This window comes from Candidatus Arthromitus sp. SFB-mouse-Japan, from assembly GCF_000270205.1.
Classification (GTDB): Bacteria; Bacillota; Clostridia; order Clostridiales; family Clostridiaceae; genus Dwaynesavagella.
Map to the genome: position 1 here is coordinate 1253499 of NC_015913.1, position 12890 is coordinate 1266388.

Annotated in this window: 14 protein-coding genes and 1 pseudogene; 4 read left to right on the plus strand and 11 right to left on the minus strand. The window is 34.4% G+C overall.

Translation table 11 applies throughout. The features are described from left to right. Window positions 1-320 precede the first annotated feature (320 nt). The 11 genes and pseudogenes from SFBM_RS05990 to SFBM_RS08065 all read right to left on the minus strand — a co-directional run bounded on the left by SFBM_RS05990 (window position 321) and on the right by SFBM_RS08065 (window position 7487). Entirely contained in the window at window positions 321-533 is a 213-nt protein-coding gene (locus SFBM_RS05990) for a hypothetical protein (protein WP_014018023.1), read from the minus strand. A gap of 288 nt (window positions 534-821) precedes the next feature. Further along, on the minus strand, window positions 822-1130 hold the full coding sequence (locus SFBM_RS06000) for an alpha/beta hydrolase (protein ID WP_005805531.1): 309 nt from the start codon (window positions 1128-1130) through the stop codon (window positions 822-824). A 165-nt stretch (window positions 1131-1295) separates the two neighbouring features. Continuing rightward, window positions 1296-1748: a hypothetical protein gene (locus SFBM_RS06005; RefSeq protein WP_041568924.1), complete on the minus strand. Its 453-nt coding sequence runs from the start codon at window positions 1746-1748 to the stop codon at window positions 1296-1298. 273 nt (window positions 1749-2021) lie between these two features. After that, window positions 2022-2588 carry a DNA-3-methyladenine glycosylase I gene (locus tag SFBM_RS06010; protein ID WP_014018024.1) on the minus strand — a complete coding sequence of 189 codons (567 nt, stop codon included), beginning with the start codon at window positions 2586-2588 and terminating at the stop codon, window positions 2022-2024. A gap of 213 nt (window positions 2589-2801) precedes the next feature. Then, window positions 2802-3695, minus strand: a complete 894-nt coding sequence (locus tag SFBM_RS06015; RefSeq protein ID WP_014018025.1) for an NAD(P)/FAD-dependent oxidoreductase — start codon at window positions 3693-3695, stop codon at window positions 2802-2804. A gap of 575 nt (window positions 3696-4270) precedes the next feature. Continuing rightward, the gene (locus tag SFBM_RS06020) at window positions 4271-4756 is read right to left on the minus strand and encodes a CPBP family intramembrane glutamic endopeptidase (protein WP_014018026.1); all 486 of its coding nucleotides are present in this window, start codon (window positions 4754-4756) and stop codon (window positions 4271-4273) included. Window positions 4757-4784: 28 nt separating this feature from the next. Next, window positions 4785-5222, minus strand: a pseudogene (locus SFBM_RS06025) (hypothetical protein); the annotation flags it as partial. Next, window positions 5219-5653, minus strand: coding sequence for a DUF7768 domain-containing protein (locus tag SFBM_RS06030; RefSeq protein WP_014018027.1), 435 nt, complete (start codon window positions 5651-5653; stop codon window positions 5219-5221). The pseudogene SFBM_RS06025 and the gene SFBM_RS06030, both read right to left, overlap by 4 nt. A gap of 1 nt (window position 5654) precedes the next feature. Then, window positions 5655-6434, minus strand: a complete 780-nt coding sequence (locus tag SFBM_RS06035) for a phage antirepressor KilAC domain-containing protein (RefSeq protein WP_014018028.1) — start codon at window positions 6432-6434, stop codon at window positions 5655-5657. 63 nt (window positions 6435-6497) lie between these two features. Beyond that, complete coding sequence (locus SFBM_RS06040; protein ID WP_014018029.1) at window positions 6498-7040, minus strand: RNA polymerase sigma factor; 543 nt, start codon at window positions 7038-7040, stop codon at window positions 6498-6500. A 303-nt stretch (window positions 7041-7343) separates the two neighbouring features. Continuing rightward, a complete protein-coding gene (locus tag SFBM_RS08065; protein ID WP_014018030.1) occupies window positions 7344-7487 on the minus strand; it encodes a hypothetical protein in 144 nt (47 codons plus the stop codon). Window positions 7488-7845: 358 nt separating this feature from the next. On the opposite strand from SFBM_RS08065, the gene SFBM_RS06045 reads away from it, so the two are divergent. The 4 genes from SFBM_RS06045 (at window position 7846) to SFBM_RS06060 (ending at window position 12882) form a co-directional block, all read left to right on the plus strand. Further along, window positions 7846-8679 (plus strand): hypothetical protein, encoded by an 834-nt coding sequence (locus SFBM_RS06045; RefSeq protein ID WP_014018031.1) that lies wholly within the window; start codon window positions 7846-7848, stop codon window positions 8677-8679. 20 nt (window positions 8680-8699) lie between these two features. Beyond that, window positions 8700-11510, plus strand: coding sequence for an ATP-dependent DNA helicase (locus tag SFBM_RS08210; RefSeq protein WP_014018032.1), 2811 nt, complete (start codon window positions 8700-8702; stop codon window positions 11508-11510). Continuing rightward, window positions 11494-11706 carry a helix-turn-helix domain-containing protein gene (locus SFBM_RS06055; RefSeq protein ID WP_014018033.1) on the plus strand — a complete coding sequence of 71 codons (213 nt, stop codon included), beginning with the start codon at window positions 11494-11496 and terminating at the stop codon, window positions 11704-11706. The genes SFBM_RS08210 and SFBM_RS06055 overlap by 17 nt, the downstream gene beginning before the upstream one ends. Window positions 11707-11838: 132 nt before the next feature. Then, window positions 11839-12882 (plus strand): restriction endonuclease PLD domain-containing protein, encoded by a 1044-nt coding sequence (locus tag SFBM_RS06060; RefSeq protein WP_014018034.1) that lies wholly within the window; start codon window positions 11839-11841, stop codon window positions 12880-12882. Window positions 12883-12890 lie beyond the last annotated feature (8 nt).

Consider the following 12890-nt stretch of genomic DNA (forward strand, 5'->3'; position numbering starts at 1 on the left):
AATGAGTACATGTACCGTTATCATATCAACATTAATTTCACATTCCAATTTATTATAAATAACAGTGGCAATTCCTCTATTCTGATAATCATGACGAATAATTAACTAATCAATCAGTATCTCCGAATCCAACAATAATTCCATTATAAACTGCAACCAAACTATAATTTTCTTTTAAATACTCATCCCATTTTCTAAAATCTATTTGTTCTATCTCTCAAACATATAATTGATCTTTTAAATAAACTTCTACGTTTATTGTATAAACTGTATTATAAAAAAGTCTGACAATTTAATTACAATAATATGGTGTATATTTTCTAACACTCATAATCAGAAATCTTATTAATAGTAAGAGAAAGAATAGTCTGAAAATAAACATTATCCCCTTTATTACTCCCATACATAAAAACTTTTAATGTCTTACTTATATATTTCAAACAATCTTCATAATTTAGCACAATATTATTACATCTTATCTCATACTGTACTGTTGCAATAAAATCCAAATCAGATTGAATATCTCTAATCAATAATTCATAACTACTGACAACTGCAACTTATGTATTATTTTCCTTAATAACTTACATCTTCACTATCCAACACCTCTTTTTTATATAAATACCAAAAAATACACAAATTCGGAGACCTAAATTTTTATTCAAGCCTCCGAATTTTATATTATTTTGAATCCAATTTTCAATATCATTTGCAATTACATCATTATTAAGATCCTGAAACATCATATGGTCGTTACCGTATATTCCCTTATATGGTAAATTTATAATTTCATAAACCCCTCCATCACCTTTATACACTTGCTAAAAATCGTAAGCCATAGATTTCATCATTGCCCACATTTCAGAAACAGGTACATCACTAAATTCTTCTCCTATATAATCACCATAGTAAAATACCACAGGAATATTATTTTGAAGCATTGCTTGATAATCCTCGCTTCCTACAACTGGTGCCGCTCCTGATTCAATAGCTACAATAGCTGCAATATTATCTGTATATTTTACTGTTTCCCATCCAGGATTACCTCCTTGAGAGTGTGTAACAAGAATAAATTTCTTACCAGTTTTTTGATATGCTTCATCAATAGTAGCTGCAACAGCTTTAGCCACAACAGTTACATCAATACTTTAATCGCCATTCGCAGAATCCATTGCAGTATCTGGTGTCATTTGACGGAAAAATTGATCTAATAATTCTTCTCCTTTTGGAAATTGTGAATTATTATTATAAGTAAAAGCATTATCTATATACGTTCCTATACGAAACTGTGTATATCATGTTTGATCGGAAGGCTCTGTACTTATTGTTCCAGCTACTGAAGTTTGTCCAGCTTCTCCTCGTCTTGGTTGATCAATTAAAAATACACTATGTTCCTTTTTTAAAAACATATCATAGCAACCTTCCCTTCCATCTGGTGTGGTCATAAATCCTACTCTAGATTGTCCATATCCATGCAAAAACACCATAGGAAGTCCAATTTCTTCTAACGGTATTTGATAAAATACATTAGCATGATCGACATGAGATGTAGATCCATCTCTTGATATATAATAATTTGAAATATCAAATGTCCCTTCAGATAAAGTTACTGTACCCTCCCCCGCCGAAAAAACTCCCTGTTCTTTGATCGATAATACACTGTCATTCTTACTTAACACTTCATTTTCTGCTACTCTATTTATACTAACTGTGTTATCCCCACAAGAAACAAACGTCATTAATACCATAAGACACTGCACCTATAAAATCACCTATTTTTTTATTCATTATTGTACTATTCCCCCTAAATTGCAAAATCAAAAATATCCGTCCGTCGTTATATCATAAAACAAATAAAATATCAACTTTGAAATATACCTACCAACAAATTCATATTCAGAAAACTATAGGCACTAAAAAATATATCTTACTTTCAAATATTATATAAGTAACTCAATATATATGTAAAAAATTATCTTCTTAATTGTCTCTATGTATTTGTTATACCTTTCATATAAACATCATTCTATATGTTCCAAGAAACAATCTTTCTCATGGGAATAAATTACTCCTACTGCCTGCATATAAGAATAGATAATAATAGTACCTACAAATTTCATTCCACGCTTTTTTAAATCTTTCGATACAGAATCCGAAATTGGGGAACTAATCACATCATTTTCATAAATCACTCTTTCTCCCGTCCAATTCCAAAGATAATTTGAAAAATTGCCATATTCTCTACATATTTCCTGAAACACATTAGCATTATTTACAGCAGCTTTTATTTTTAGACGATTTCTTATAATCTCTTTATCCTCACACAATTCTTCTATCTTTTTATCACCATATGCACAAACTTTCTCCAACTCAAATTCATCAAATGCTACACGAAATGCTTCCCGTTTATTCAATATACATTCCCAGCTCAGTCCTGCTTGAAAACATTCTAAAATCAACATTTCAAATAATTTATGGTCATCATAAATAGGAATTCCCCACTCTTCATCATGATAACGCAAATAAATATCATTGCTTGGATTTGCCCATTTACACCTTATCCTTCCATCTTTCCACTTTATTTCCATAACTTCTCCTAAAAATTTTCTTGTGACTTTTTAACATTATCATTAATTAGATTCCATTTATGTAAATAATCTCACTGAAAAATTTCAAAAAAATAAAACTTTCTACATGGTTCTGATTATACATTTTAACATTAACCATCGAGAAAGTCTTATACATTCAGTTATATATTTTTAAATAAACATTTATAATTTTTTACAGTAACTGCATATAAATTAGCACATAGATGCTGCCTGAATCCCTGCAATTGCCCCATCAGCAACAGCTGTAGCTACCTGTCTTATATTTTTTACACAAATATCTCCCGCTGCAAAAACACCAGAAATTTCTGTACGCATCGCATTATCTACCGGAATATATCCACCATCTAGCTTTAATTCCCCATACATCTGTGTATTTGGAACAATACCAGCATAAACAAATACACCACACGTTTTATCCTTTACAATATGCTTTTCACCCGTTTTGTTGTCAGTAAATTCTAATTCCTCAATTGATTCATTTCCATATACTGCAGTAAGACTAGAATGAGGAATGATTTCAATATTATTACAAGTATTTATCTTATCCTTAAATTCCTGTATACACGACAACGCATCTTCCACACATACAATAACAACTTTAGATGCAGTTTTAGCAAGATAAAGAGCTTCTTTAATCGCACCATCTGCTCCTCCTATAACATAGACTGTTTTCCCATGATAATTTGGACCATCCTTTGGTGCATTTAAGCGAACACCATTCAAATTTTCACCTGGTATACCAAGCATACGTCCTGATCCGCCATTTGCCAAAATCATAGTTTTAGTTTTATAAGATCCTTTATCTGTTACAACCTTTTTAATTTCACCTCTAAGTGTAACATCAGTTACAGTTTCATATCGAATTTCCACACCTATATTAAATACCTGTTCTTCCATACGTTTAGCAAAAGTTTTTCCAGTCTCTTCCTTAACGATTGCAGTATAGTGCGTGACAGTAGACACGCTTCCAATCAAACCACCAACCCTGTTTTTCTCCAAAACTAAAACACTTTTTCCTCTGCTTTTACCGTAAATCGCCGCACTAATACCTGCAGGTCCCGCTCCAATAATAATGATATCATACATCTATATTTCCTCCTTTACATAATTACACATATTACGCCTAACATACACTACTCCTAGTCTTGTAATTCTATCAAAAGACTAAAACAAACAAAATTACTTTGAGATGACAAAATTAAATGAATAAATATCTTAATACAAAAACTCAATATACAATTACTACCATTTAACATTTACTAATTTTGATGTTTTCATCTATAATTATAACATATTGTAAATTGAATAATTACATCATAATTTTCTTTCACTTCATCTATTATTTAGTAATCTATCAAAATCCTTTTATATTAATCACTATTACACTTTATTTTTCAGATTTTGACATCAATACTATGCACTCAACGTGTTTTGAGAGGAAGGCATAGCTGTCAAAAATTAGTAACCTGAAGACTATTGTGTTTGAGGGAAGATATCCACTGAGAGCTTGCGTATGTGGGAATATATCCATTACTTAATATTTATGCGAATAGTTAGCTCTTTAAAGTTGGAATTTTTGTTCCTTTAACATTCACTCCTAGAATTGCATTTAGTCAAAACATCGAAACTATTCATCCACATTCTCCTCTGTTATATACCATTTATAATATTGAAACCCACAATACAATCATTGCATCATATATACCATGAGCAATGATTAAGGAGATTAAAGTGCATCCTTTTATTTTTTCTCTAAATACACAGTAGAGAAATCCAATAAATGCTGTCATAAAAATCTGAATAATATTCCCATTAAATATATGAAATAATCCAAACAACACAGATGATATTATTATTGCAAACCATTTCGAGTCCTTGATTTCTAAAAGTTTATTAAATATGTAACCTCTAAAAATCAATTCTTCTGCAAGGGCTACTCCCAATATTGCATAAACAAATTGATAGACAATTTTCCATGTTTGGGTATACGTTATATTTCCAACCATATCTTTAAACCCCAACAAAATTGGCACGACAGTTAAAACTAATGACATGGCAAAAGCAAGTAACACTCCAATGCCTATTTGTTGCAGAATCTTGTCCTTTCTGAAGCCGATATCTGCAAAGTTTTCTTTATTCACAATCATTAATATCCCTGGAACGATGAATAGTACCGTCTATGCCTATTTCTTTTGCGACCATGCGACTAACAGCTGCATACTCTTCCTCTCCCACATCACGGAAGAGAGGAATGATCAGCCTTAGTCTTGGATTTTCTGGAATATGCTTATGAGTAGAATAGATGCAACACTGATAAGGGAAGAAGGTAGAGATTTCTTCCCAGATAGTACTTGTGCCATAATCCATATCAAGAGTGAGCATGGAGCGTGATAGAACATTCCCTTTTTTACGTCTGCCATCTTTTAAATATCCGCCAACAAAACCGCCGACATCTTTAATGGAATCCTGACCACCTTTTCTCATTTTTCGATATTCTTCTACGGTTTCAGTGGTACGCTGCGTGGTCTTAACACGAGAGCAGAAGTCCTCCCAGCTGATGTCTGTGTTTTTCCATTTCTTATCCATTCGGCTGTTGCCGTATGCAATTTTCATAGAGACTCTACCTCCTTGAAATCTTTATTAAAGTATCTGACCGGCTGTCTGCGTTTCTTTGCTTTTTCGATTTCAATACTCATACCTCTTGAAATCACATCACCTAAAACCCAGACTTCTTGACATTTGCCCATCAGGATAATATCCATGAAAATAGCGAGATCGCGCTCTTTCTCATTGCTGTCATCCATAAACTGTGGAAACAGAAGGTGAGGAGCAAGTGGGATATTGCCCTTATCTAAAGCAAAACGGCAAAATGCTCGTGTGCGCTTATTGTTGTTTTCAATATCACCACTAAAGGGAGAGCAAATATAGACAAGGGGCTTAAAGGCAGCTTTTGCTGCTGCCTTTTCCTCACGGGTGATATTGCTAAGTGCTTTATGGGGAGTTGGGTCATGATACCCTTCTGGATTTTTCATATTGATTCCCATATCACACCTCCATCTCAATCTGCGGATAAACACCATCCGCCTTTAGCTGTTCATAGATAAAGAGCCTTCCTTTTTGTGTCCACTTGGTATGCACTTTCGTATGTTGGATACCTTTACTATCTTCATAAATGTGAGTATTGGTTTTGGTATATCCGTTTGGAGCATACTTTTGATAGAGAAGCCAAATATCACCTTGTTTAAACTGAATCCCTTTTTCATGAAGGTATTCGTTCATGCGCATGGCACTCCATCCATAATCTTTGGCAATCACAGAAATATTGACTGCATCCCTGCATTTAAGAACCACATCATAGTAAGTAGCCTTTGGTTTCATCTCAGCAATCTGCTGCTGACCAATCGCAACGGCTGCCATCAATTCCCTGTTCTTTTCACGTTCCTCTTTCAGTGCAGTAAAAGCAGCAATGGCAAGGTCAGGATTTGCGATTAAATCATCCGTAGCATATAGTCCGTGTTTACGAATAGCAGGGAGGACTACACTAGTGACCCAGCGCTTAAACTTTTTAGCATTTGGCATCTTGCTTGAGAGGATGAGGCTGTAGAGACCGGATTCATTGATGATAATCAAATCCTGTTTTCCACCAAGGGTGTCACATTTCGTTACTCCCTTGTCCTCTTCATCAATGTGGTCAATTAAAGCTTTGCGAGTATTTGAGTAACCAAGAATACCAGCTACATCCTTACCGACAAAATAAGGTTGACCGCCAATCGTTGTAGTACGTACAGAGCCGAACTCTGCATTTTTGTAAACTTGTAATTCCATTCAAATTACCTCCTTGTATTTTTTGGAGGTCTTGACCTCCTACCTAGTAGCCTTGGGAGAAGGTCAAATCTGACGGTTTTTATATTCTTGTTCTAATTTCTTTGTTGCCCGCTTTAATTTCTGAGTAATGTTGTTTTCACTTACACCGATGGAACTGGCATATTCTCGAATCGACATACCGTCAATGCGTACTGCAATGAACATATCTGCCCAGTCCTGTTTTTTACCAAGAGCGGTACGTATCCATTTGCAGACAGATTCGTACTCATCTTGGTGATTGCGTTCTATCTCTTGAGAGTTATCAGCGAAAGTATCCATGACATCTATTTCAACTTCATCATCTTTTCGATAAGGTGTCTTGGGATTGCCAAGGTGCCTATGGTAGCGACGCCAATGCTTATATTCCTTGTTGTTCATGAGGTCGAACATTTCTTGTAGAGTCTCGCAGCGTTTCACCTCTGCCTTCTTTTCAGGCTTTGCCTCTGCAAGACGTTGCTCATAGTCGATATCCAGCATGACGCTGTAATCTCCATCTGGAATTTCAATCGTGGTATAGTTCTTGTGACCATTTTTGATGTTGTCTTCATATAAAACTCGAATCTTCATAAAGTATTCCTTTCCGCCTAGTCATTGGGCGGCGGAATACAAAAAGAGCCTGTGATGAAGATGACCACAGACTCCGCTTGTCCTAAAAAAGGGCGCACGAAATAACGGTGGGTGCATCTTCATTCCAAACACAGTCTTTATCACTGCGTTCTGAACTCTTTATGCATCCCGCCGTCCGTATGCGCACTAGGACTTTGAGATTGATTTTGTTGAGCGATAATCGCTCTAGATAAACTTCTCCTTTAGGGAGGATAGGTAGGCTGATTATTCAAATCTGTCTCTACATATCATTTGTTTTGAAAATTACTTTTTCTTGCTTGGTCTTGTTTGACTTAAAGCACTGCCAGCAACCGACTTGGCTTTCTTACTGTAGCGTCCATCACTAAGGATTTTGCTTGCTTTTGATGCAATTCTTTTTGATGTTTGCTTCGAATTACGTTTTGTCATTCAGACACCTCCTTTCCTCATTCACAATCTCAGCGTAAGAAATCATATTTTTACTTTCGCAAATTTTTTTAGTGCTTACGTCACTTAGTTGAATCCACTGTATGAACTCAACTAAAAGCAAGAAGAGAATCGCAATTGTACGTTTTTATAAATTTTCTCTGCAAATGCATATTAATAAGATGTGAAAGTGTAGATTTTTGTATCTTTTTCTGATATAATATAATTTAGAGTAATTTCTTAATACAGCTTCACAAGTATCAAGCATTCGCTGTTTGCTTTTTACAATTCTCATTATAGATTGTTGGGTCGGTAGAACTTGGTAGTGACAGGTAGGCTTCAATATAAGGAGATAGAATAGATGAACTTTGTAGAATTTGTAAACATAACACGACCAATAATCGGTGGGAAAAGTGGTGTTCATACTTATGTAAAAACACTCTTTGATACCATACTTACCGAAAGTGGAAAAGACATTCTCAATGATTACAAAGATTCAACTTTCAAAGCTTATTCCAATGGTTCAACAAGCATCAGCAAAATATCAAAGGCGATGGTTCCATACATCGATCCTGTTGAGTTTTCCTCTTTTATCTTTGATACAGAAGAAGCAGTTCAGATAGCCCTATGCCAGCGTTTTGTTCAATATTTGCCAAATATTAATATTAATAACGTTGGTGATGAAATTGCCGAACTATTTGCAACCATAATAAGGAATGCTGCTGAGACAAAAAGAAAAAAACCGGCATCCAAAAAGGATACCGGTACAGAGTTCATTGAGCTCCCTGAAGAACAACCTTCCGAGGAATATCCTTATTCTTCAGAGGATAAAATGCTACTTCAAGAGTTTACAACAGATTATGATGAAATTATGTTTACACTGATAGGTGAAAACTATGCTACCTCATTAATCGATATGACACTGCCTAGCAAAATACAAGAATTGTATGAATTAAAATGGAATTCAAAAGCAGATGCTTTTCTTGATCTAACTTTAAAGTCATATGTTTTTAGTTTGCTCGGAGAATTAAACAATGTAAGTAACAGCTTTTTTACTGTTAACCATAAATCGTCCTTTTTCAAAAGCACAAGAACAAAAATACGAAATTTATATGTAAAGCTTCATCCAGACTTATTTGCCAGAGCGTTTCCATATGAAGCTTTTATAGATGACTGGGATGAGGGAGAATTTTAACATACAGAGAGGAGGATACAATGCCATCAATTGATGATTCCATTAGAAAAATAGATAACGTAATATGTAGACACCTTGATAGTATTGAGGACTCATCTCGCGGTGCTATGTCTCAGGATATTTTGGAACAGTTAATGAAGTTCGTGAATCATATAATGCTTAAGTTTTATGCGAATGGTTCGGATATCCCTATTAACGAAGAAAATATAGCAAAGGCAGTTGAGTTTGCTCAAATAAACAGTGAACTATATACTTTATATAGATTTCGCAACTATTTGCAAATTGTAACTACACAATATACTTTAGATGAAGATGGCTCAGAACGACTGATGCTGAAGTATTACCAATACTTGTTAGAGGCAAAGAATCTTCTTAGCCACTACTACGGTATTGAGGTATTACACAACATAGAAAAATTTCCTCTGCATTTGGATGATACTCTGCAGAAATACTATAAAAAGATTTCCGAAAAAATAGAACGACATCCTGCGGCATTACATACTGATAGCAAGGATAAATATTATATTCAAAAGATAAAACCACTGTTTGTAAACAGAAAAATATATTATGAAATCACATTTACTCCTATAGATGATAGGAAGAATAAATCTAAATCTAACAGAGTAATTGCTTTTACCAAACTGCCAATCAAAAGCAACTACGCATCGAAGTTTCATCTCATACAAGAAACTATCGAAATATTAGGAAAAACTATGCCTATCATTATTATTGATGGTTGGGAAGTTTCCATCCGCGATTGTGAATTTCAAAATTTTATTTCGCTAATAAAAGGTGAGAAAAAAAGAGTACCTTACCCAGAACAACGATTAATCTGTGAGTTTCTTACTAAAAAGAAATTTACTCTGACTGATCTAATGGACTTCCCAGATAAGGCATATGATAGGATTACTCTCGAATGGAAAAATAACCTTAAATCTTCGGCATTTATTCCAATTTTAGATTATTGCAGAAATCTTATACGAAATGGTCGTAATGGACAAAATGTGCTGCGATATCTTCTTTATAATATGAACAATGTTATAATTAAAAACCAATATTCATCTGGCTACTATAGCAAATATTATGAAGAGTGGATAAATGCTGGTAATAGTCATCTTTCTGGTTTGTATTTAGCAAATGGTTGCAAGCAGTTTGATTCTTTACCGTTTAACAGATCCCCTGTTGGACATAATCCAAAATTAGGAGCAGTATTCGATTGTATTCCTTGTAAGGATAAACGTCCTGAATTGTTCGCTAGATTTATAAGGAATAATACAGAAGGTAAAGGTCAGCTATTTACCGATATTGATGAACTAAGTAACTTCTCCGATTATAAAAGACTCATAGAAAAATATAACGATAGTCTCTGGCTGGGGCACAGACCTACAAGTGATTTGATGCTTGAACACAATCAAGTATTTATAAACGATTACAAGCTTGATACTTGCAAGGTAATTGAGAAATTACAGGAGTTGGCTGAATCAGGCATTGAAAATTACAGTGACGATGTTGATTTTTGGCTACTATTTGATGATTACGAAATTGACTGTGACGAAAAGAAGGATATCATCAGGCGTATATTTTCAGAATCAAGAGTTGGGGTAATATATGGTTCTGCGGGTGTAGGTAAATCAACGCTGATAAACCATGTTTCACACTATTTAAATGATGCAGAAAAATTATACCTAACTCAGACAAATCCTGCAAAAGAGAACCTAATGAGAAAGATTGATGCTGAAAAAACAACTTTTTCAACAATTGAAAGTTTTAAACACCAAGGCTCTCCTTTTGCAGAATACAAATTATTAGTTATCGATGAATGTAGTACCGTTAGCAATAAAGATATGGTTGAGATATTGCTAAAAGCAAATTTCGAAATGCTTTTACTAGTCGGAGATACTTATCAGATAGATGCAATTCAATTTGGCAATTGGTTCTCGGTACTAAAATCATTCTTGCCTGAATGTGCTGTTTTTGAACTTACCAAGCCTCACCGTACACAGGATCCGTACTTACTTGAACTTTGGGATAAAGTAAGACACATGGAGGAAACTGCAAAAGAAACCATCGAGAGAGAAAGTTACTCATTAAAAGTTGATGAAACCCTACTCTCTTCACTTGAATCAGGCGAGGCTATCCTCTGCCTAAATTATGATGGCTTATATGGAATCAACAACATCAACAGATTCTTGCAAGAAAGCAATCCTAACCCTGCTGTCACTTGGGATATCCAACAGTACAAAATTGGAGACCCTATTCTCTTCCTTGACTCTGACAGATTTCGCCCCGACATACACAACAACATGAAAGGCATCATCCAAGGAGTAGAAATCATTGATGCAGGAACTATCGAAGAACGCATACAGTTTGATGTTGAGATTCCAAAAGAAATAGACGAAAGCGATGCTATGTTCCGTGATTTTCAATTGCTTGAATGCTACGAGGGCGAAGAAAAATCATTAATCAGGTTTTATGTACACAAATTAAAAAGCGTTGATGAAGATGGAGATGACCAAAATTCCAGAACAATAGTTCCGTTTCAAGTTGCATATGCAGTATCCATTCATAAAGCACAGGGATTAGAATACAACTCTGTAAAGATTGTTATTACCGACGAGGTAGAAGAACTTGTAACACACAATATATTCTATACTGCTATCACAAGAACTAGAGAAAAGTTGCGAATTTATTGGACACCCGAGGTTGAAGAAAAGGTAATTAAAAGAATAAAACCGCGAGATATAAGTAAAGATGTGAAACTCTTGAAAAAGTATTTAACTGGAAAATCCAGCGAAGGAATAAGGAGATTAGAAAATGAGAATCAGTTATAACAAACTTTGGAAAATGTTAATTGATAAAAATATGAACAAACAAGATTTAAAGAATGCCACCGGAATAAGTGCCGCATCCATAGCAAAGCTTGGTAAAGGCGAGAATATCACTACGGATATTCTGCTTAAAATATGCGAATCGCTTGATTGTAAGCTAGAAGATATAATGGAAACTATAAATGACAGAAGCAAATAATATAGTTTCGTTGCTTGTTCATTTGCTCATCTATATTTAAATTCACAGATTAAAAATGATCAAAGAAATGTATTAAAAATTGTTGTTATATTACGAGTATGACAACAATACAAATCATGAAAGGAGTTAAATATGTTATATTATACAGGATTAGAAGAGGTTGTTTTCTCAAAACACGAGCTGTTATCAGAAGAACCCGATGAATTGATTATTATTAGTGGATATTTAGGTCCTGCCCCCGTTGAAAGATTATCAGAATTATCAAAAATGAAAACTACTGTTATCGGAGGGATGTATCCCTCGGGTATCGATGTACGTTTACTCAATTCTTTAGAAAAAATCAAAGAGCAGAATTCATCACTAACTATAAAGTACGCAGAACAAGAAATTCATTCGAAAATTTATATCTGGAAGCGAAACGGAAAAACCTTATCTGCATTAATAGGATCAGCTAATTTTTCTTCAAACGGGCTACGTACGGACTACCGAGAGTCTCTCGCAGATGCAACGCGTGATACATTTAACCCACTTGAAATATACTACAATTTTATATTAGAACATTCATCTGAAGTCCCTATAATTAATAGAAATCAAGAAGTAATTGATTTTTCTAATATTCCAGGTTCAGAACTTCCTGTTGATGTACATAAGAAATTTAGTGCTGATATACCTCTTTATTCTGTCCGAAATAATATAAAAGAAGTTCCAACCTCAAGTGGATTAAACTGGGGTCTTGCTCGACTAAGTAGTAGTTCTCACGTTGCACCCGGAGATGCTTATATTCGTCTTCCTAAAAAAATAATTAAAACAAACCCATCATTATTTAAAGCGTTCGATCCTGAATTTACCACACCTGATGGCAGACGAAAAAGGAATTCAGACCCGATTGAGCTAATTTGGGATGACGGAACTATAATGGAAGCCTCCTTAGAAGGTGTTCAAAAATATAATGAAAAAAAATATCCTAAACAACTTGCTTCATTTTCTTCAAAACAGCCTTTCTTAAATGGAGAGCGCATATCAAAGAAAAGTATACTAGGACGATACATCAGACGACGCTTAAACGTTGACATTGACGAAGTGATAAAAATGAGTACTCTTGAAGACTATGGTAGAACCACAATTACTCTGTCATTAATTGAAGAGGGTGTTTATTATGCTGATTTTTCAGTCTAAAACAAAAA

What these genes read in the sequence shown, in the direction of transcription:
- SFBM_RS06015 (WP_014018025.1), bottom strand. Translation starts at nt 3,695, where the DNA reads ATGTATGATATCATTATTATTGGAGCGGGACCTGCAGGTATTAGTGCG.
- SFBM_RS06020 (WP_014018026.1), bottom strand. Translation starts at nt 4,756, where the DNA reads ATGATTGTGAATAAAGAAAACTTTGCAGATATCGGCTTCAGAAAGGAC.
- SFBM_RS06060 (WP_014018034.1), top strand. Translation starts at nt 11,839, where the DNA reads ATGTTATATTATACAGGATTAGAAGAGGTTGTTTTCTCAAAACACGAG.
- SFBM_RS08065 (WP_014018030.1), bottom strand. Translation starts at nt 7,487, where the DNA reads ATGACAAAACGTAATTCGAAGCAAACATCAAAAAGAATTGCATCAAAA.
- SFBM_RS06035 (WP_014018028.1), bottom strand. Translation starts at nt 6,434, where the DNA reads ATGGAATTACAAGTTTACAAAAATGCAGAGTTCGGCTCTGTACGTACT.
- SFBM_RS06055 (WP_014018033.1), top strand. Translation starts at nt 11,494, where the DNA reads ATGAGAATCAGTTATAACAAACTTTGGAAAATGTTAATTGATAAAAAT.
- SFBM_RS06030 (WP_014018027.1), bottom strand. Translation starts at nt 5,653, where the DNA reads ATGGGAATCAATATGAAAAATCCAGAAGGGTATCATGACCCAACTCCC.
- SFBM_RS06040 (WP_014018029.1), bottom strand. Translation starts at nt 7,040, where the DNA reads ATGAAGATTCGAGTTTTATATGAAGACAACATCAAAAATGGTCACAAG.
- SFBM_RS08210 (WP_014018032.1), top strand. Translation starts at nt 8,700, where the DNA reads ATGCCATCAATTGATGATTCCATTAGAAAAATAGATAACGTAATATGT.
- SFBM_RS06010 (WP_014018024.1), bottom strand. Translation starts at nt 2,588, where the DNA reads ATGGAAATAAAGTGGAAAGATGGAAGGATAAGGTGTAAATGGGCAAAT.
- SFBM_RS06005 (WP_041568924.1), bottom strand. Translation starts at nt 1,748, where the DNA reads ATGGTATTAATGACGTTTGTTTCTTGTGGGGATAACACAGTTAGTATA.
- SFBM_RS06045 (WP_014018031.1), top strand. Translation starts at nt 7,846, where the DNA reads ATGAACTTTGTAGAATTTGTAAACATAACACGACCAATAATCGGTGGG.